Origin of the sequence: Martelella sp. AD-3 (assembly GCF_001578105.1) — a bacterium.
Taxonomy (GTDB): Bacteria; Pseudomonadota; Alphaproteobacteria; order Rhizobiales; family Rhizobiaceae; genus Martelella.
In genome coordinates, this window is sequence record NZ_CP014275.1 from 1,892,426 (window position 1) to 1,913,385 (window position 20,960).

Here is a 20,960-nt window from a genome sequence, read left to right on the forward strand (position 1 = left end):
CTCCTTGCGGACCGGCAGAAAAGGGGCCGGCCTGTCTGGTTTTGGAGAATGATAAGCGGCAAGCTGGCATTTTTCCGCAGCTATCCTAAGCGCATCGGCGGTTTAATGCCCGCACAGAAACTGAAAATGGTGCGGGAGTCTACAGAGAAGAACCCTTAAAAACGGGAGGATTACCGGATAGGAAGCCTTCAAGGTCTTGTTCTGACATCGGAGGTGAGAATAGAAAGCCTTGGATGATTGTGCCGCCGAGCTTCTCCAGTGCCGCCAACTCTTCCTTGGTCTCAACACCTTCAATAATGCAATCCAGTTCCATATCGTGGCCGAGCGCCAGAAGCGATTTGACGATCTTGTAGCTCGCGGGTTTCTTGTGAAGATCAGTTACGAAGCTCCGGTCAATTTTGATTTTGGTAAGCGGCAAGGAATGCAGTCGCGAAAGGCTGGAATAACCGGTACCAAAGTCGTCAAGCGAGATGCCGCAGCCCAGTAGGTTGAGCGTCTCAATCGATTGTTTCATCTGCTCGAAGTCGTGCATAAAGGCCGTTTCTGTGATTTCCAGATCCAGGCGGCGCGCATCGAAGCCGCTGCCCTTGATGATGCCCACCAATGCAAGGACGCCATCATGGGAGTTCAAATCATGCACGGATAGATTGAAGGAAAGACGGATATCGTTGTGCCATTTTTTTGCGACTACCAGTGCATGTCGCAGCAAATGCTCTGTTAGGAAGCCGCTGAGGCCAGCGCGTTCTGCAATAGGAAAGAACAGAGCTGGAGAGATCTGACCCAGTATTGGATTGTTCCAGCGAGCCAATGCTTCAAACCCCAAGACGCGTTGCGTTCGGATATTAATGATAGGCTGGAAGACCACAGAGAGTTCATCTGCAAGATTTGCCAGCTTGAGCGCTTGTTCGATGCGCGAGTCATCATTGATCCGACTTTCATGCTCTGCACTGAACAGGACAGCTGCGCCTCGCCTATTCCGTTTTGCATGGTAAAGCGCGTAATCTGCGCGGTCGAACAGTTGTTCCTTGGTCGAAGCGATGTCAGGATAAACGGCGATACCCATGGACGCCGATATCCTTACCGTCGCTTCGGGCAAAATGAACGGAACAAGCAGTCGTTCCAGCAGCTTGTTGGAATTGACAACAAGGAGGTCGTCTTCGGCTGCTTCCATCACAATAATGGCAAACTCATCTCCGCCAAGACGGTATAAACGGTAGTTGGGTGGTAGTGTCGATAATCTCGCCGCCACTTCGATCAGCAGATTGTCACCAACTGAATGGCCGTAGATATCGTTGACAGGCTTGAATCCATCCAGATCCATCACACCAAGTGCCAATCGTGTTCCGTTTTCTTTCGCGGCCTCGATGCTGGTGGGCAAATGAGCAAAAAACGCACGGCGGTTGGCAAGATTGGTAAGACTGTCAAGATTTGCCAGACGCAGGTTCTCTTTGCTGAGGGCTTGCGTTTGTTGTTGCCCTATTATCATTTTCTCAAAGTTTCGGTAATTTGTCATGAGAATGACCAGCATTACGACGCAAACAAGGGCGACGTTGATAGATATAGCGATAAAGACGGGCTGCCCAACCGACGAAAAGAAGGCCACAAATGTCCCATTCACAATGCCCGTCACTAAGAGTGCGGCGGACCGCAGATGGGTCAGGCAGAAGATGCAGGAGATGACCGTGATCGCCATATAAAAGGCGACATGTGACTGGGCATAGGGATCGCCATAGGGGAACAGCGAGAGAGCCCAAGCGGAGAACGTGATAGCCAGAATGGCGGCGATGCGGTTGGTTTGTTTCAGAGCGGCTTGCGCGGCTTCAAGACTTGGATATGTGTTCCTCACTTTCCACCAGAACACAATACGGGTGCCAGCAGTCACGGTGAACGCTGTTGGTATCAGCATCGTCAGCCAAATTGGTGCTTCAGCCATATGTGTGATAGCAAGCGCCCAGGTGTTGGCAATGAGTATCAGGTACATCATGGGCATTTGGCGGGCGAACGATTGGTATTGAGCTTGGAGAAGCTCAGGATTATCGGATCGAACCGCCATAAACCGGCTGGCCTTATCCCAGTATTTTTTTATCGTCATTGCAGTGTTCCGCCTGATCGAGCTCCACACAATTGTCCAGTCGTTTCATGAGTTATGGTGCTCGACTTCAAAAATATAATACGCCCGTCTTAGAACGTATCTGCAAAACGCATTTGTCAAAGTTATGCGGCGTCATTCCGGCGCCTTATACTAAATATACATTTTAAATAATTCTACAACTGACCGGCTCCCCCGAAACGCACCGGGCGACCGCCTACAGTCCAAGGACATTCTTGTGCTGAACCCCAGCGAAGTGATCAGGGTGCGAATTGAAGAGTTCTGCTAGAAATGGGCTGGTTTGAAGGTGCATCTGCACATAGCAGTATAGCATCGCTACGATCCGACCTTGGTCGGCTCGGACCTCCCGTTCGCCTGCTGCTCATCTTTGCTGTGCAGCGTCCCCAAACCGCCCTCAACGGTCATTCGCACATCGTGCAATGAACGGCAGCTTTGCGTGTCGGGTCAGCAATCTCTGAACGACCGAAATGGGCGTGCACTGCCGACCGGCAGAAACGGGGCCGCTGCCTGATCGTCCGGTTATGGAAGATCCAGTGGCAAAAATGCCGTTCATTAGTCGTCACCCGCGCAACAAAACTGAGCCGCGGTGGGAGAGCCTTATGAAATGCGTTTCTTTGCTTCATCAATATCTTGGTTTCGCTACGGGTGCGGAAGCCTTTCAGATACTCAGGAGGTCGGATAGGGATCCTTGAAGACGTGCTGGATGGCGACTGCGGCGGCACCTGCCGTCCAGTAGAAGCTGGTATCGTCCGGCACGATGCGCGGGCCCTGTTCGCGGTAGTAGAAATGATCGAGCGCGGCCTGCATCGGCACGAGAAAGGCCTCGCCGAATGCCGTGCTTTCGCCGCCAAGAACGATTAGCTCGGGATCGACGACGGTAACCCAGTTGGCAAGATATTGACCGATGACGGCGCCGGCCTCTGCAACGAGCGCCTGCGCTTCCTGATCGGCATTCTGCAACGCCTCGCAAAGCGAGGACTTGCCGCCCTCTTTGCTCCAGCGCTCCTCGAGTGCCGTTGCGGCGTAGAAGGTCTGGAGGCAGCCGCGCCGGCCGCATTCGCAGAACGGCCCGCCGTCTTGATGAAAAACATGCCCCACCTTGCCCGCGTTTCCCAGGTTGCCACGCCAGACCTGACCATCGATGATCGAGGCGCAGCCAATTCCCTCGCCAACGGCCAGTGCGCAGAAAGATCCCAGGTTCTGTCCGATCCCGAACAGTGCGTGCGCGAGGCCGTAGGCCAGGGTGTCGTCTTCGATGAACACCGGAAGGTTGAGCGCTTCACGCATCATCGGACCAATCGGAACATCGTTCCAGCCGAGGCGATGCGAGCGGATACAGATACCCTTGTCTGGATCGACTCTTGCGGGGAGGCTGAGACCGACGCCGAGGATCGGACGTTTCGGTCCATTCTGGCGGCTGACGACTTCATCGACAATCTGTCGCGCGTGGGCGACAACCGTGGCCGGGTTCCCGTCAGGAAGATCAATGGAGAGCCTGTCCAGCGATCCCATGGCAATATCGGTCAGAAGACAGTCGAGACGCCGACTGCTGATCTTGAGTCCGATCGCCAGATGCCCGTTCTCATTCAGCCTGAGCGGGACCGGGCGACGGCCCGACCGGCTATCACGGGGTTTTTCTTCGACAAGATAACCTTCGTCGAGAAGTTCGCGGATCACAAAGCCGACGACTGCGGCCGAAAGGCCCGTCTGCGCCGCGATGTCCGCGCGGCTGAGGCCATCGGACCGGCGTATGATGTTCAAAATCATCTGCCTGTTGATTGCCCGCCCGGTTTTCTGGTCGATTTTCTGCGTCTCGCGGCGGTTCATCTCTCAATGGCATCCATTTCAACAAGGGCGGCCGCAGCGAAGGGCTGCGACCGCAAATCGGACCGTGCCGCAGTCGCGCGGCGCGGTATTGATCGCTATAGCCTATTTCACGGCTGCAGAACAGAAACCCCATAGGCCCCAAGTTCGAGTGTGCCGGAATGGCTGGTGCCGGTCAGAAGATCTGTCGCCGGCGCGGCAAGCGTAACGTTCGCCGGCTCGTCGGTCGTGTTCAGGATGAACAACAGCCGCTCTCCGTTGGCGCCGATGCGTTCGGTTACTTCAACGGTTTCGGGCGCGTCCGGCAGAAGCGACAGGACACCATCGTCGCGCAACAGATCCGCCAACCTTTCGGTCAGTTCGTCGGTCAGATAGGTTCCGGCATAGATGGCCTTGCCCTTGCCGATCCGACGCATCGTAACGGCGGGCTCGCCATCGAGGAAGCGATTGCCCCAGGACATCAGGGCTTCCACGTCGTCTTCTACGATCAGCTTCTCGTAGAGGTGACTTGCCGGAAAAGTTGTGTTGCCATGGCGCAGAAGATAGCGCCGGCCGGCCGAGCAGGCGGGCAGGCGTTTAACGCCCGAAGCCCTGAAGCCGGCGTCGGCCCCCGGCGGCTCGAACAGACCGTCGCTTTCAGGTGCAGCGATCCGGCCGAATTCCTCGACCCGAACGCCGAGCAGGTCGGCAAGGCCGTTTGCGGGCGCGAGTTCGCGATGGATATGGTTGTCGCGGGTGCGCGTTCCCGTCATCGCCGAAACGATCAGGGTTCCGCCATTTTCGACGAAACGCCGGACGTTCTCGGTCCAGGCGTCATCCCACATCAGGAAATGCGGAACGTAGAGCGCTTTCAGGCGGGAGAGATCATCGGATGGGTGAATGAAACCGGTGGCCACGTTTCGACGGTAGAGGTTCTGATGCAGGAGGAGGCCGTCTTCCAGCGGCGACGGCAGGCCCATCGGATAGGTGCGGTAGGCTTCCTGATTGTCGAAATCGGCGCCGGCGATGCCGACATCCATGCGGACGCTCGAGCCGATCAAATGCTTTTCGATGGCGGCGATATCGCCCGCAAACTGCTTTGCCTCCTCGTAGCGGCGGCGCGGGACATCGTCGTGATCGATGATGCCCATCCAGTAAATTTCCGCGCCGAAATGGGCGGGGCGCCAGCGGAAGAACATCAGGCTGTCGGCCCCGCGCGCGACCGAACTCATGGCCATGCGCCGCATCTCGCCGGGCTCCGGCGTCATGGTTGAAAATGTCGGCTGGCTGCCGAAACCGGAAGCCTGCTCGGGCACGATGAAATTGCCGCTATAGGCCCGGCAGATATCGAGCTGCAGCGCCTGGGTATAGGCATGGCCGCCCGTGCGTCGCATTTCGTCATAGAGCATCGGGTAGATGTCGAAGCCGATGAAGTCGAGATCCTCGCCGAACTGACCACGGAAATCGATGTCTTCCAGCTGCCCAAGATTGTGAAACACGAACCAGTCCGGATTGGCGGCGCGCAGGATCTCGACCTGATCGTGCTGGAAGGCGGCCGTCGCATCGGCGAGGAAGCGGTGATAGTCCTGACGGTGGCCGGGCGACACATGGCCGGGCGCCATCGGCAGCGGCAATACGACCTGATCGAAATTATCGTAATGGGTGGCCCAGAAATCGCCGCCCCAAGCGGCATTTAGCGCATCGATCGTCTTGTAGCGCAGGTGACACCATTTGCGGAATTCGGCAGCACAGCTTTCCGAAAAGCTCAGCGAGGTCGTGGTGTTGAGCTCGTTGTCGGTCTGCCAGCCGATGACATCCGGATTGTCCCTGTAATGCTCTGCCATCGCGCGGGTGATCCGGCGGGAATGGTCTCTCAGCACCGGGCTGGTGGTGTCGGCGTGCTGGCGCGAGCCGTGGCTTGCCTGCCGTCCGTTTTCGTCGACGCGCAGCATTTCTGGGTGCGCTGTTGTCAGCCAGCGCGGCGGCGTTGCCGTCGGCGTGCAGAGGATGGTCTTGATGCCGTGGCGGGCAAGCACCGCGATGGAGCGGTCGAACAGATCGAAATCGAAATGGCCCTGATAGGGTTCCCAGATATGCCAGGCGAACTCGCCCATGCGCACGGCGTTGAAGCCGGCTGCCGCCATGCGTTCGGCATCTCGCTCCCAATAGCTCTCGTCCACATGTTCGGGATAATGCGGGACACCGATGATGAAGCGGTCGATATTGATCGGACGCCACACCGATAGCGGCGCGGGATTGTTCTTCTTCTTCATGACGAAACCTTCAGAATAGTCTCAATGCGGGGAGGCGCCATCAGGCGCCGATGGTCTTCTCGGTGGTCAGCGTCTGGCCATCAGGGCCGAAAAGGTAGGCGCTAGTGGTATCGAAGCCGAATGTCACCGTGCTGGCTTCGGCCGGAATGTCGCCTTGTCCGGCAAGCAGTGTCACGTCGGAGGTGCCGGTATCGGACCCAACGGTCTTCAAAGCACCGGCATCGGCGTAGAGCACGGTTTCCCGGCCCAATTGTTCTGAAAGACGGATCTTTGCCTGTGCTTGGATCTCGTGATCGTCGGACAAGCGAAGATGCTCCGGCCGAACACCGACGGCCACAGTGGCGTTCTGCTTCAGACCGTGGCCTTCGCGGATATTCCCGAAGGTAAGCGGCGGTAACCCTTCCACATCAACGACCACACGTCTGTCTTCAACGTTCGTAATCTTTCCCTCGAAAAAGTTCATACGTGGTGAACCAAGGAAGGATGCCACGAAGCGGTTCGCCGGGTTGTGGTAAAGCCCGAGCGGTGTGCCCACCTGCTCGATTACGCCGGCGCGCAGCACGACAATCCGGTCCGCCATCGTCATCGCCTCGATCTGATCGTGGGTCACATAGATCATCGTGGCGTTTAAGTCCTTGTGCAGCGTTGCGAGCTCAACGCGCATCTGTGTTCGCAGTGCCGCGTCGAGGTTGGACAGCGGCTCGTCGAACAGGAAGACATGGGGCTCGCGGGTAATTGCCCGGCCGATTGCGACGCGCTGGCGTTGTCCACCGGAAAGCTGGGCCGGCTTCTTTTCCAGCAGTTCCTCGATACGGAGGATCTTTGCCGCGCGCTGAACGGCGGCCTCGATCTCATCGGCCGGACGTTTCATGATCCTGAGCCCGAAGCCCATATTCTGCCGCACCGTCATATGCGGATAGAGTGCGTAGGACTGGAACACCATGGCGATGCCGCGATCACCTGGCTCCTCGCGGGTCACATCGCGCCCGGCGATGTCGATCGTGCCGTTGGTGACCTCTTCCAGTCCGGCGATGGTTTTCAGCAGCGTGGACTTGCCGCATCCGGACGGGCCGACCATGACGACGAACTCGCCCGGCACAATATCGAGATCGATATTTTTCAGGGCGTGAAACGGGCCATAGTGCTTGTTGACGTTCTTCAGTGTGACGTTGGACATCTTCAAAATTCCTTTCGGCCTCAACCTTTGACCGCGCCCATAGTCAGGCCGGAGACGAAATGCTTCTGCATCAGGAAGAACATCAGCACGGGGGGGATGGCGACAAACAGTGTTGCGGCGGAAATCACGTTCCAGGCGGAAATCCATTCGCCGCGCAGGTTGGCGAGACCGGCGGTCACGGGTTTGACAGCGTCGGTCTGGGTCAGAACGATCGCCCAGAAATAGTCATTCCAGATGAAGGTGAAGAGCAGGATTGCCAGCGCCGCCAGCGCGGGCCGGACAAGTGGCACGACGATGATCCTCAGTATCTGCATCGGGGAGGCACCCTCCGCGCGGGCTGCCTGGAAAAGCTCTCCCGGCAGTGCCGCGATGAAATTGCGCATGAACAGCGTGGCAAAGCCGAGCTGGAAAGAGACGTGAAACAGGATCAACGCGCCGTAAGTGTCGTAGAGGCCGAGCGAGACCATCAGGTCGCGCACGGGGATCATGAATACCTGATAGGGCATGAAATTGCCGGCGATGAAAGCCGCGAACAGCAGCGTCGAGCCTGCGAACTTGTGACGGGACAGGACAAACCCGGTCATCGTCGAAAGCGCGAGCACGAGGACCACCGACGGGATGGTGATGATCAGGCTGTTGCGGAAATAGACCAGCATGTCGGTCTGCTGGAAGATCGCCGCATAGTTTTCGAGGATGTTGAACTTGGTCGGCCAGCCCCAGTAATTGCCGGCCATGATGTCGTCGAAGGTCCGGAAGGACGTCATGATGATCGCCGCGACAGGCAAAAGCCAGATGGCGAGCACGGCCCAGACGCCGGTCATATAGAGAATACGGCTCTTGCGGTGCGACGGAGGAATAGGTTTCGGATACATCGCTCAAGCCCCGTTTTCGTTTTTCAGAAGGTTTGCGAGATACCAGACGATAAAGATCAGCATGATCGCGAACAGCACCGTGGCGATGGCCGCGCCGTATCCGTAGCGATAGGAAAACAGCGATTCCTCATACATCTGATAGGCCAGCACGCTGGAGGAACCGAACGGGCCGCCCGAGGTCATCACCGATATGATGTCGAAGGAGCGAAGCGCGCCGATCATCGAGATCGCGATGGCGATGAAACTGACCTGTTTGAGCTGCGGCAACACGACATGACGCAACATCTGCCAGCCGCGGGCATTGTCGACGCGCCCGGCGCCGATAATCTCGGAATCGAGATTGTTGAGGCCCGCCAGGAACAGCACCAGACAAAACGCAACTTGCGGCCAGAGCCCGGCAAAGACGACGGCGAAGGTCACGTATCGCTCGCTCGAAAGAAGGGCGGGCGCTTCGGCGCCGAAGAGACCGAAAATCTTTGCCAAAATGCCGAACGTCGGGTCATAGAACCAGCTGAAGATGACACCCACCGTCACCAGCGAGAGCACCAGCGGCATGAAGAACAGCGATTTGGCGAACCGCATGCCGGCGATTTTCTGGTTCACCAGAAGAGCGATTGCGAGGCCGAGTGGCGGTGCGAGCAGGAACACGACCAGCCAGATGGCATTGTTCTTGAGCGACATCCAGAACTGCGGGTCCGTCCACAATTCCCGGTAATTCGCCAGTCCGACATAGACGGCGGTACCGAAACCGTCCCACTCGTGCAGCGAAATCCAGAAGGTCCTGAACGCTGAAAAAACGATGACGCCAAAGAACAGGATCAGCCCGGGCGCGAGAAGAAGAGCGGGCGTCCACCGCTCAAGCATTTTCTGACGAGGCGTTGTCAAGAAAGCCTCCCTTTTTCCATGAAGAATGCAGCCGGAGGCGGCGGCCGGGAGAGAAGGTGGCCGCCGCCTCCGGTTTTCAGAGTGCGCCGTATGCGCGTTCGCGGGCGCGCTCGATTTGCGGGAGGATACGGTCGACTCTGTCCGGATGGACCATGAATTCCTGAAAACCCTTCAGACCCGCCTGAGCGACATCCGGGCTGGTGTCGCGGTCGTAATATTGCGCTGTACCCTCGACCTTCTTCAGCGCGTTGGTCGCCATGGCGACAATTGGATCGCTGGTGAGATCGACGTCCGTGCGGGCCGGCACATTGCCTTCCGGCTCCACATAGGCCTTCAGGTTTTCCGGCTGATAGAAATAGGCGAGGAATTCGCGCGCGACTTCAGGATGCGGCGCGCCGGAAGGAATATGGATAGAATCGACCGAAAAATCCTCGAAACGGCCGACCGAAGGATCGACGGTCGGGAAAAGCTGGAAGCGGACCTGGTCGAGCTCGTCTTCCGGGAAGGCCTGCTTGATGAAGAGACCGAGATCCATCATGCCCGCGCGCTTTTGAACCAGAGCGGTGGCGGCCTGTTCCCAAGCGTAGGAGGTTGCGTTCTGGGTGAACAGCCCCGCGTTCACAGCTTCCGCCCATGTGTCCATGACTTTGACGACGCGGGCGTCAGTATAGGAGACCTTGCCCTCCATCAGGGCCTGGTGGAATTCGAGACCGTTGATGCGCAGGTTGAAATGGTCGAACAGGCCGGCGGCCGGCCACATGTTCTTGGTTCCGATCGTGATCGGCGTCAGTCCTTCCGCTTTGGATTTCTCGCCGAAAGCCAGCAGGTCCTGGAAGGTTTCCGGCGGAGTCAGCCCATGTTCGTCGAACGTATCCTGGCGGTAAAAAAGCCCCCAGAGGATGCCGGATGTCGGCAGGCCGTATTGTTTGCCGCCAACCGTAACCGCGCTCATGGACGGCACGACGGACTTCCAACCTTCCCGATCCACCAGATCGGAAATGTCGTCGAACAGGCCGCGTTCGACGAAGCCACGCATACGCTCACCGGAAAACCAGAAGCAGATGTCCGGCGGGCTTGCCACAAGGTAGTTGCGGATCGCGGTCTTGTGGGCCTCGTGATCCATATTGTTGACCGAGACCTTGACGCCGGCGGCCTTGCCGAAATCGGCGGCGATCTTTTCGAGCGCTGCGCGCTGCCTCGGATTTCCCCGGTTCGAAATCATCACCAGTTCGCGCGACTGCGCAATCGCCGGCATCGATAACGACACCGAGGCAGCTGCCGTCGTGGCAAGAAATGAACGTCGTGTGAGTGTGAAATGCGCCATATCTGAACCTCCCTTTGGCTGAACTGATCATGCACATCACAAAACCCCTCGTCAAATTAATTTATTAAATAAATGAAATTGAAGATTTCGCGATTGATGCCTGAGCCGAGCTTTTGTTCGACCGTCTCTGGCTGTTCGCACGGGTTCCTATTCATTGTGATCAGCATTATTCTCTGTCTTGTTGGAGAAAACTGTCCTGAGGGTCTCTGCTTCTGCGGGCAGAAGAAAGAAAGCCTCAGCCTCCGAAGCGGAGACGTGCAGCTGACTGACCGGAAAGGGGCCGGAATGAGATGAATGGCGGCTTTCGGAAACGAGCCCGGCGAAGCGGTCACTCGCGCTTTTTGGGCGGGTAGTCGATTTCGGCCCACAGCCGACGTTCGCCACCGGTTCAGGATGCTGCAACGCGGCCATTCGAAGCCGCCTTTCGCTGTGGGTGCAAGCCTCGGCGCGGGTCGAAGCTCCCCACTGCATTGCAAAGCCACCTTGGATCCCGAAAGCAAAGTGCATCCAGCGGAGGGAAGGCAACCACTTTGCGTCCTGGAATCCTTTTGGCAAAAGTGCGGAGCCAAAGCTTGCCATGGCGCTGGAGTTTGACCGGACCCGTTCCGGCCTTCTTTCCGAGAGCGATCAGTTGGCGTGGTGTCATAAAGTCTCGACCACTCCGCCGTCGACCCTCAGGCTTGCGCCTGTGGTTGCCGACGCCTGAGGAGCGCAGGCATAGACGATCATATGGGCGACCTCCTCGACACTCGCGGCGCGACGGATGATCGAACCGGGGCGGGCCTCCATGACAAACTCGGTGGCGACTTCCTCGATGGTGCGGCCCGATTGCGCCACGCGGCCGGCCAGCATATCGCGCAAACCGTCGCTCAGCGTCGGGCCGGGTAGGACCGAATTCACCGTCACGCCCGTCCCTGCGAGCCGCTTGGCCAGTCCCCGCGCCAGCGCCACATCCGCAGCCTTGCTCACACCGTAGTGGATCATCTCGGACGGGATGTTGAAGGACGACTCCGAGCCGAGCATGACGATGCGTCCCCAGCCCTTCGCGATCATTGCTGGGGCCAGCGCGCGACTGAGACGCATCGCACTCATGACGTTCACCTGCCAGTGGCGCTCCCATTCCGCGTCGTTTGTCTCGAAGTAGTCGCCGGGGGCAAATATCCCGGCGTTGTTGACGAGGATATCGACCTCTCCGGCACCATCGGCCAGACGGGAGCAGCCGTCTGCCGTCCCGAGGTCGGCCGCAGCGCCGTGCATGCCGAGCGCACCGGCCAGCTCGGTGACCTCTTCCGGATTCCGACCGTGAAGTATGACACTGGCGCCTGCCGCGGCCAGTCCCTTTGCCGTGGCGAGGCCAATCCCCTTGGTCGAGCCGGTAACAAGTGCGGTCTTGCCGTGAAGATCTATGTTCATCGGTCTTGTCCTTTCAGAAGAGTTGCGGAGACGGCGTCGGCCATGGCGCGGTTGCCTTGCGCGCCGGGGTGAAGGCGATCGCCGCTGTCGTGGTCCGGGTTCAGGCGCGCGTCATCCTCCGGGGCGCTCAGCACCCGGTCGAAATCCACGAGCCCATCGTGGAAATCCGCTTCGCGCAGCCAGTCGTTCAGCGCCCGGCGCAGGGCGTCCTTTTCGGGAGACCAGTAGGTCGCCTCCATCGGCGTGCCCGGCAGCGCGCCCTCAAAGGGCGGAACAGTTCCGAGGATCAGTTGCATACCTTGCGCGTGCACACGGGCCGCGATCTGCAGGAACCCGGCCTGAAGGCGCTCAAGACGCATCGGCGCCTCGTCCGGGGAAAACGGCGTACCCGGCCAGGCGATATCATTGGTCCCGATGAGCAGCACCAACGTATCCGCCGACGGCAGCGCGAGCACATCCTGTCCGAGGCGTGCCAGGACGCTGCAGCCCATGCCGTCACTCAGCAGTCGTCCGCCAGAGATGCCTGCGTTCACCACCGCGATGCCCTTCAACGAAAGGGTGCTGGCCAGGAAGTCGGGCCAGCGCGCCATGGCATCCATCGGGGCGCCATTGCCGTCGGTGATTGAATCTCCCATGGCGACAACCACCTGCCGCGCGGGGCGATCTGACAGCACCGCGCTGAGGGTCAGCCGCGCCGGGATCTCGGACAGCACCTTCGGGGCCTGCTCGTCCGCGTCGATCACGTAGCTCGTCTCGCGGGCGTCCCAGTGGAAATCCTGCGCAACAGCGTCCGGCCCGAAGGTCAGCGTGACGGCAACGCGATCCCCGGCCTCGGCCGCAAAAGGCACCGGGTCCGACACGAGAACTGCCCCCGGCGCAATGACGGCATCGTGCCTGCCGCCGAAGAGCACCTGTTGCGGGGCCTCGACACCTGCTGCGCCGCGACTGCGCGCCAGAGTTGCCGCATCGACCGGAAGGGGCTGGTTGCCGTGAATATTGGACAGTACCAGCCTTATCCTCCCGGCCGGAAAGCCAAGCGTCAGGGGTTGGCGGATCGTCGCACCGGCGATGCTATCTGGAAGGCCAGTCTCGAAAACAGAGGTGTCAGCCCAGACCGCTTGCGGGCTGGCCATCCAGGCTGGCGTCCAGCTTTCGGCCAATGCAGGGGCGGCGAGACTCAGTGTCAGAATTGTTGCCGGGAAAAGAGAGCGCATGTCAGGTCCTTTCGGGAATGAAGGCCAGGGCCAGGGCGGTCAGTGGCAGGAGGGCCGCAAGAAGCGGGAGGGAGGGCAGACCAAGACTCGCAGCGAGGGCCAAGCCTCCAAGCCATGCGCCGATGGCATTGCCGAGGTTGAAGGCGGAGATGTTGAGGGTGGCCCCGAGCGTATCGGCGCCATCGGGGCTGCGCGCCATCATGTGGGATTGCAGTGGGGCGAGCGTGGCAAATGCCAGCAGTCCGAGCAGCACCATCGCGAGGGCCGCAAGCGACGGCAGGGACAAGGCCAGACGCAGCGCCAGAAGTACCGCGGCGAGACCTGCCAGAACCACCCGAACCGACGCACCTGGCCAGCGATCCGCCAGCCATCCGCCCGCGAGATTGCCACCGAAGACCCCCAATCCGAAGAGCAGCAGGTACAGCGCCACGCGCTCATCAGGCACGCCGGCCACATCGGTCAGCAGCGGGGTGATATAGGTGAAGACCATGAAGACGCCCGCGTAGCCCAGGGCCGTCATCGTGAGCGCCCGCCGCGGCGCCGGCCGCAGGAACAGCGCAAGCTGCCGCAGCTTCAGCGGTGTGCCAGCGTCGGTCTGCGGCACGAAGGCGGCGATTGCGGCCAAGGCCAGCGCCCCGATGCCCGCCACGGCCCAGAAGGTGGCGCGCCAGCCGAAAATCTGGCCCAGCCATGTGCCGAAGGGTAGGCCCAGCACCGTGGCAAGCGTCAGCCCGGTAAAGACAGTGGCGATGGCCGAGGCCTTGCGATGGGGCGGCACAATCGCCTGCGCAACGACAGACCCTGTCCCGAAAAAGGTGCCATGGGCGAAACCGGTGATCACCCGCGCCGTCAGGGCAAGTCCGAAGCCAGGAGCGAGGGCGCAGAGCAGGTTCCCGGCAGTGAATATGGTCATGACCAGCATCAGCACGGCCCGGTGCGGCAGGCGGCTCGCCGCGACTGCCAGCAGCGGGCCGCCTAAGGTGACGCCAAGCGCATAGCCGGTGATCAGCTGCCCTGCGGAGGGCAGGCTGACGCCGAAATCCTGCGCCACCTGCGGGAGCAGCCCCATGATGATGAACTCCGTGAGGCCGATGCCGAAGGCTCCGATCCCGAGAGCAATGAGAGGGGGCGTTCGCGCGGATGTCCCCGCCTTGTCCGCTTGTAGTGAAAGGTCCACCTGGCTGTCTCTTTATGATGCGTGGTGCGGCTGGGGAGAGACTGACAGGTCAGAACTTGTGATATAACTAGCTAAATGATAACAACTCTTATTCCTTCAATTCACGGGTTGTGCCGATGCGGGAAATCAATCGCCTACAGGAAATGGAAGTGTTCCTGGCCGTCGTCGACGAGGGCAGCTTTTCCGCCGCCGCGCTGGTCCGCAGCATGACACCTTCTGCCGTGTCCAAGACGATGTCACGTCTCGAGCAGCGGCTGGGGGCCATGCTGGTGCGTCGCACCACGCGCAGCATCGCAATCACCGAAGAAGGCGAGGCCTTCGCGCGCTCGGCCCGCAGTATCCTTGCCGCTCTCGATCAGGCCGAGCGGGAAGTCGGCTGCGGTCCGGTGGCTGGGACGGTGCGCATCGCGACCAGCGCCGCCTATGCAAACCACATTCTTGCACCGATCCTGCCTGTGCTCCTGCGTGAGCACCCGGAGCTCGAAGTGGAGCTGCTGATCGGGGATGGCCTGATCGACATGGGCGGGCGGCCGGTCGACCTTGGCATCAGGGCCGGACCGCTGCCGGACTCCGCGATGCGGGCCCGGTCGCTCGGGGTCAGCGAGATTGTCGCCGTCCGGGCTCCGGACGCGCCCGCCGGCACCTTGGGGTTCGCCTATGCCCGCCGCGATCCGATCTGGCGCGACACCAGCGCGCGCCTGCGTGCGACAGACGGTAATACGCTGGCCGCCCTGGCACAGCATGGCAATGGTGCCGCACGCGTGGGCCGGTTCCTCGTCCGGGACGACCTTGCCTCAGGCCGCTTGCAGCTTGTCCCGGAGGCGCAAGTCGCCCGCGAAGAATTCCACATCGTCTACCTCGGGAAATCGGCCGCGCTGCCCCCCCGCGTCTCCACTGTCATCGACTACCTCGTCCGCAAAGGCCGGGTTGATAGCTAGCGCTACGGCCACCGCTATTGGCAATAAAGGATTCGGAGCCGTTATGCGGCGATGCAGAACACTCCTCGATTGTGGACTGCTCTAGATGACGGCTTCCATCTTGGTTGAGTGTTCGGATTGTCGCCGCAGCGAAGGTCGGCTCCCCGCCGTCGATAGGCCTCCGAACATTGCGCGACGAATGGCAGCTTTACAGATAGCGCCGGGTTTCTTCGAATGACCGAAATGGAAGCGCTCTCCGGACCGGCAGAAACGGGGCCGTAACCTGTCAGGCAGGTTTCCGAATGGCCAGACGGCAAAGCGGACATTGACCTACATTGCGTAAGGCGGCACTCTCGATCCTGATCTGTCGTTCGCCAAGGCTGGCTCTGATCAACGAGTCCTGAGCCTAGTCACGTGAATCTGAAGTTCGGTTCATTGTCTTCTGGCAGAAACGCTTGACGGCTGCGAGGATCTGGTCTGCGGATTTGACCCATTTGTATGGGGTTGGGTTTTCGTTGTGGCTTTCAATGAATGCGTTGATGTCGGCTTCCAGTTCTGCGGTAGAACGGTGGACGCCACGCTGCAATTGCTTTCGCGTCAGCTCTGCAAACCACCGCTCCACCTGATTGATCCAGGACGCCGACGTCGGCGTGAAGTGAACATGCCAGTGCGGGCGGCGCGCAAGCCAGGCCTTGATCTTCGGCGTCTTGTGGGTTGCATAGTTGTCCATCACCAGATGCACGTCCGGCCCATCAGGCATTTCGGCATCGATCCGTTTCAGAAAGTCAAGAAACTCGGTGGCCCGATGCCGCTTGTAGCAATGACCGATGACCGCGCCGGTGGCAATGTCGAGCGCGGCAAACAGAGACGTCGTGCCGTTGCGGACATAAGTATGCGTCCGCCGTTCCACAACGCCCGGCGCCATTGGCAGAACCGGCTGCTCGCGGTCCAATGCCTGGATTTGCGATTTCTCATCCACGCAGAGCACGATCGCCCGATCCGGCGGCGCCATATAAAGGCCGACGATATCCTGCACCTTGTCAACGAAGAGCGGATCGGAGGAAAGCTTGAATGTCTCGGCACGATGCGGTTGCAGGCCGAATGCTGTCCAGATCCGCCGGATGGTGGTGTGCGAAAGCCCGCTGTCGGCCGCCATTGAACGGATGGACCAGTGCGTGGCGTCCCTGGGCGTCGTGTTCAACGTGCGTTCGACAACCTCAGCAACCTTGGCATCGGAGACAGTGCGTGGCCGACCTGCCCGGTATTCGTCTGTCAGCCCCTCAATGCCATCCTGTACGAACCGGCGACGCCATTTCCCAACCGTGTGCTCGTGAACACCCAAACGTTCGGCAACATCCTTGCTTTGAAGGCCTTGCGCGCAAAGCAAAACCATCCGGCATCGATCCGACAACGAGCGTGGCGCTTTATGCCGGCGCACCTGAGATTCGAGGAAATTTCTATCAGCCTCGCTCAGAACGACGAGGGCAGCCTGTCTGCCAACCATAAACCAAACTCCTGCTCTTGTGACAGAAGGTCAACAAAATGTGACTTACTTTTGTTCCAGGTGACTAGGTGTGCCAATCGAAATCAGTCTCGAACCATCACAAAGCGGATGTCGTCCTTGGTGCTGCCGTAGACGCGGTCGCGGTAGGAATCGATGGGTAGGTCGAACGAGCCGATATTGGGCGTCGCGATGGCGGACAGGATGATCGTGCGGCCCTTGCGTTCCCAGCCATTGATGCGGCTGACGCCGTTGATACTGCCGAGACCCTCGACCAGGTTGCAGGCAAACGTGCTGACGCGGCCCTTGTGCGGGTCGAAGGCGCTCGCCTTGAATTCGATCGAGCAGTTGCGTTTCGTCGGACCGATTGCCGGGTACATTTTCCATTTCCCCACAACCGAGTCCTCCATTTCCTTTTTCGCGGCGGCGGTCGTCTGGTAGCCGGGCGCGGTCGAGACCGATGGCACGGAGCCGTCTGATACGTCGCAGCCGGTCAGGCCGGCAATGATCAGAAGACCTGCCCCGACCAGGACTGACGATGTGACGTGAGAATGGGCGCGTTTCATGACATTGTCTCCCCTGTTTTGAGCTTGAACATGGTTCTCTAGAATTTGAGACTGGCATTGGCGGAAAAGATCTGGCTGGTCAGATTGTCCCTAAGCTCGGCCTCGTAGCTTGCGCCGAAGGTAAAACGGTCCGACGCGATGGCATTGACGGAAACGCGGCCGATAAGGGCGTTGCGCCCGATATCCGCCCCGAATATGTCAAAGCCGCTGCCGAAGATCGCGAGGCTTGAGGACCGGCCCTGATCGCCGAAGTCATGGCGCCAGCCAGCGCTCAACACCGGCTCCAGCTTCAGCCCGTTGTCGAACGCAAAGCGATGCGAGGCGGACAGGGTCAGCGTGGTCTGCGTTTCGGAAAAGGTTTCATCCGGCAATGACAGCGCGAAAAGGCTGCCCGTCTCGGCCATGGCATCGCGGTGGAAGCCGCGATAGCCGAGCGTGGCGGATGGCGTCAGCGTCAGCGCCTCCATTTCGAACTCCTGAAAGGCAGTGACCTCGGCAAAGCCGCCCATGCCGTGGCCCGAGGCGTTGGCCATAGCGGCATAATTGCCCAGCGTGGTCAGCCGGCTGGTTGAAAGGTCGGCATAGGAAAGCCCGCCGTGCACAGCCACGGTCGGGCCGGCGGTTTCAAACGTGGCATAGGCCGCGGCCTGGTAGGTGCCGATATTGCCGTCGCCGTTCGCATTTGCCGAGACGTCGGCATATTCATAGGAGCCCGCGACGCCGGCAATGGTCTGCCCGAACTGCCAGTCGATACCGAACGCGCCATTGTTCGCGTTCACGTCATAGCCGGAGATTGCGCCGGATGAGCCCACGTCCGTACGGGCGTGATTGCCGCTGACCCAGACCTTGCCGGTGCCATAGGGCGTTCCCGTCTCGGCAAGCCAACCGGTGGCAAGGCCCATCTGGCGCTCGCCGATGCGGTCGGCGAAGCGGCCAATGGCGCGGACGGCGCTGGTGCCCATCTCGACATGGACCTGGCCCGTCAGCGACGAAAGCCCGCCGGCAAGCGCGTCGATGTCGGAGGCATAAAGCCTGTTGAAACTGTCATTATAGGCGGGATCGGGACGCACGCCCGCCGCAGGCCGGCTTTCGTCGATCGCACCGCCCAACGCCTTTTCGTTTTGCGTGGCGGAGATGCCGAAGTCGGAAAGATCGGCATAGCGCTCCGGCGTGGCGGCCAGGGAAAGCGCATCCGCTGCGTAGAGCACATCGAAACGCGTGCCCGGAGCAAGGCCCGCATCCGGCTGGTCGAGGCCAGAGAAACTGCCCGTGACGCTGCCGTCTGCAACCTGAACAAAGGTGAAAAGTTCGCCGGGCATTGGCGTGAAGGCATTGGTGGCGGCGCCGGAGATGCCGCGCAACCTTGGCTGAAGGGTGCCGTTGGCGGCGAAATCATTGCCGGCCCCGGTCACGAGAAGACGGTCGTAATTGCCGGCCCCGTTCTCTGTCCCCGTGCCATCGACATCGATTTCCATGGTTGCCGTCGGCGCAAGGCTCACATTGCCGGCAATGGTCATCGTTCCGGGCGACTGGCCGGGCGCAAGCATGCCCTCGACAGCCACATCGGCTACAACGCGTCCGGTACCGCCAAGCGTGCCGTTTCTGCCGACATGCAGTTCCGGCGTCGTCAGGGCGCCATCAACCGCCAGCAATCCGCCCTCGACGCCCGCGCCTTGTCTGAACGTTGCGGCGTTGAGGATGGAAAGCGTGCCGCCGCCCTGCTTTTCAAGGCTTCCATCGCTCGTAAACGAAACGATCCAGGTCGTGTCGGAACCGTCCGCGCCGACCGCGTAAACGCCTTCGCCGGTCATGCCGACCGGGCCGACCGAAAGCGCGCGGTCAAGCCGCACCAGCCCCCAACCATAGACCGCGTCAATCCCCGCAGCGCCGAGATCCTCGGCGGTCATGAACAGGATTTCGACGATTTCCGCCGGGGTGAAGCTCGGATAGGCCTCGGTCAGGACGGCAACAGCGCCGGACACATTCGGCGCGGCCATTGAGGTGCCTGAGTAGGAATCATAGCCACTGGGAACCAGATCTTCAGGGACGGTCGAATAAATACCGCTGTCCGCTCCTGATGGCTGATCACCGCCCGGCGCGGCAATACACCACTCTTTTGCAACACCGCATCTGTTGGAATAGCTGGAGATCTGACTATAGGCATCGAGCGCGACGACGACGACAATTCGACCGCGGGCAATGCCATCCTGTTCTTCCGCAGCCGCCAGCGCTTCGGCGGAAGTAAAGCTCAGGTCAAGCCCGGTGCCATGATCGTTGTAGACCAGACTGCCTGACGAGTTCGTAGCCGCTTCATTTTTAGGCTGAATGAAGGGGAAAAGGCCACTGCTAAAAGGATTTTCCGCAAGTACTGGAGCCTCAAGAAATTCGTTGCCTGCAGACATGACGATCACCTGACCGGCATCAAGGCTTTGCCTCATGGCTTCGGCGTCAGCCATGAACTGAGCTTGTTGCCCAACAGGTATGTCCCAGGTTTTCTGATCCGGTTCAGCATTGGAACCGAAGCTGCCATTGATCACCTTCACATCCGAAAACTGCGACAGATATTCAAACCCTACAGTATCGGGAACGCGTGAACCGGTGATGGGCTCGCAGGTTCCATTCAATAGGGATGGCCCGCAATACTGCAAATCATCGATATCAAAATCCTCGCCGTCGACGAAGACTTCGCCATCACCTCCCGGTATCGCTCCAACGGAGAGAATCGTGGCCTGAGAGGCAACGCCCTCCATGCCGAAGCCGTTGCGACCTGCACCAATAATCCCGGAGACATGGGTTCCGTGGCCATCGATATCATAGGGATCATCCGGGCCTTGTTCGAAAGCGGCCTCAAACTGTTCCTGGGTCAGGTGTTCGTCCTCGACACTGGTGTCAAACCAGTAGAGGTAGCTTTTTGAACGAGGATCGACGCGGCCTTCGAATTCAGGGTGAACAGTTCCGTTGGGGCTAATGGCAATGCCTGTGTCAATAACGCCGACGACCACACCCTTTCCGGTAAAACCTTTCTCAAGCGCAGCATCGACATGCATGGCATCGAGCGAATAGTTGCGTTGATATTCACTGAGCGTATCTTTCGGAATGTTGGGATTGCCCCCGGGGTAAGGCGTGGCGCGCGCGGCCGGGGAGGATGCCAGAGGTTGCGTCCGGACCGTTCCGGATACCGAAGCCTCGGGAAACAGGCTTGCGAGGTGGCGGCCCGCGGCGGCCGCCTTGGAGATCGACGCGGCCAGATCGGGCCGAAGCCTTCGCGCCTCCGTTTCAATTAGATCGGCGCGTTCTGGCGTCAGCCGCGCGTTTTCGACGATACTGGCAAGAAGCGATTTGCGACCGAAGGCGGTTGCCTCCTGCAGCGCGGCCCTTACCGCTTCCGACGATCGATCGGCAAGGGCCTCGCTCTCTTCGACAGGTCGCATCGGAAGATCGTCCGCGCGCGCGAATGCGCCGGTCGTCAGCAAAGTCGAGGTCAGCATCGCCGAGACGGCGATCGTTCCGAACCGGCCGGCGAGACAGAGGCGAGGAAAGGCAGAAGCTATGGGCATATGCACGTCCAATCATAACCGGTCACAAACGCGTTTCGACGCATCAAGGCGAAGACGATGCTGACCAGGTTGAAAAACCGTCCCGTGTCCCCTCCGTCCCTCCTGCGCGAAACAGAACGGTCCGGTCATGTCACAACAATGTTTGCTCAGTATTTGAAACAGCGATTTTCT

General features: G+C 59.9%; 15 protein-coding genes. 1 reads left to right on the plus strand and 14 read right to left on the minus strand.

All coding sequences use genetic code 11. The features are described 5' to 3' along the window. Positions 1–139 precede the first annotated feature (139 nt). The 11 genes from AZF01_RS08805 to AZF01_RS08850 all read right to left on the minus strand — a co-directional run bounded on the left by AZF01_RS08805 (position 140) and on the right by AZF01_RS08850 (position 14,248). Positions 140–2,092 carry a bifunctional diguanylate cyclase/phosphodiesterase gene (locus AZF01_RS08805; protein WP_024707118.1) on the minus strand — a complete coding sequence of 651 codons (1,953 nt, stop codon included), beginning with the start codon at positions 2,090–2,092 and terminating at the stop codon, positions 140–142. Positions 2,093–2,776: 684 nt separating this feature from the next. Beyond that, positions 2,777–3,937, minus strand: a complete 1,161-nt coding sequence (locus AZF01_RS08810) for an ROK family transcriptional regulator (protein ID WP_024707119.1) — start codon at positions 3,935–3,937, stop codon at positions 2,777–2,779. A gap of 107 nt (positions 3,938–4,044) precedes the next feature. Further along, entirely contained in the window at positions 4,045–6,186 is a 2,142-nt protein-coding gene (locus AZF01_RS08815; protein WP_024707120.1) for a beta-galactosidase, read from the minus strand. Positions 6,187–6,226: 40 nt separating this feature from the next. Further along, entirely contained in the window at positions 6,227–7,363 is a 1,137-nt protein-coding gene (locus tag AZF01_RS08820) for an ABC transporter ATP-binding protein (RefSeq protein WP_024707121.1), read from the minus strand. Positions 7,364–7,383: 20 nt separating this feature from the next. Continuing rightward, the gene (locus AZF01_RS08825; RefSeq protein ID WP_024707122.1) at positions 7,384–8,235 is read right to left on the minus strand and encodes a carbohydrate ABC transporter permease; all 852 of its coding nucleotides are present in this window, start codon (positions 8,233–8,235) and stop codon (positions 7,384–7,386) included. A 3-nt stretch (positions 8,236–8,238) separates the two neighbouring features. Beyond that, the gene (locus tag AZF01_RS08830; protein ID WP_036236312.1) at positions 8,239–9,099 is read right to left on the minus strand and encodes a carbohydrate ABC transporter permease; all 861 of its coding nucleotides are present in this window, start codon (positions 9,097–9,099) and stop codon (positions 8,239–8,241) included. Between the two features lie 97 nt (positions 9,100–9,196). After that, entirely contained in the window at positions 9,197–10,444 is a 1,248-nt protein-coding gene (locus AZF01_RS08835) for an extracellular solute-binding protein (protein ID WP_024707124.1), read from the minus strand. 147 nt (positions 10,445–10,591) lie between these two features. Next, positions 10,592–10,855 carry a hypothetical protein gene (locus AZF01_RS23925; protein WP_152534465.1) on the minus strand — a complete coding sequence of 88 codons (264 nt, stop codon included), beginning with the start codon at positions 10,853–10,855 and terminating at the stop codon, positions 10,592–10,594. 231 nt (positions 10,856–11,086) lie between these two features. Beyond that, positions 11,087–11,857, minus strand: coding sequence for an SDR family NAD(P)-dependent oxidoreductase (locus AZF01_RS08840; RefSeq protein ID WP_024707125.1), 771 nt, complete (start codon positions 11,855–11,857; stop codon positions 11,087–11,089). Then, positions 11,854–13,071: an SGNH/GDSL hydrolase family protein gene (locus AZF01_RS08845; protein WP_036236315.1), complete on the minus strand. Its 1,218-nt coding sequence runs from the start codon at positions 13,069–13,071 to the stop codon at positions 11,854–11,856. The genes AZF01_RS08840 and AZF01_RS08845 overlap by 4 nt, the downstream gene beginning before the upstream one ends. 1 nt (position 13,072) lies before the next feature. Next, a complete protein-coding gene (locus tag AZF01_RS08850; RefSeq protein WP_024707127.1) occupies positions 13,073–14,248 on the minus strand; it encodes an MFS transporter in 1,176 nt (391 codons plus the stop codon). 116 nt (positions 14,249–14,364) lie between these two features. Here AZF01_RS08850 and AZF01_RS08855 point away from each other — a divergent pair, with 116 nt between their 5' ends. Continuing rightward, the gene (locus tag AZF01_RS08855; RefSeq protein ID WP_051424004.1) at positions 14,365–15,186 is read left to right on the plus strand and encodes a LysR family transcriptional regulator; all 822 of its coding nucleotides are present in this window, start codon (positions 14,365–14,367) and stop codon (positions 15,184–15,186) included. 385 nt (positions 15,187–15,571) lie between these two features. Here the strand turns inward: AZF01_RS08855 and AZF01_RS08860 are convergent, their stop codons facing one another. The 3 genes from AZF01_RS08860 to AZF01_RS08870 form a co-directional block, all read right to left on the minus strand. Then, positions 15,572–16,669, minus strand: coding sequence for an IS630 family transposase (locus AZF01_RS08860; RefSeq protein WP_024707196.1), 1,098 nt, complete (start codon positions 16,667–16,669; stop codon positions 15,572–15,574). A gap of 83 nt (positions 16,670–16,752) precedes the next feature. Beyond that, positions 16,753–17,232: a hypothetical protein gene (locus AZF01_RS08865; RefSeq protein ID WP_024707322.1), complete on the minus strand. Its 480-nt coding sequence runs from the start codon at positions 17,230–17,232 to the stop codon at positions 16,753–16,755. Positions 17,233–17,270: 38 nt separating this feature from the next. Then, complete coding sequence (locus AZF01_RS08870) at positions 17,271–20,789, minus strand: S8 family serine peptidase (RefSeq protein ID WP_061449662.1); 3,519 nt, start codon at positions 20,787–20,789, stop codon at positions 17,271–17,273. Positions 20,790–20,960: the final 171 nt, after the last annotated feature.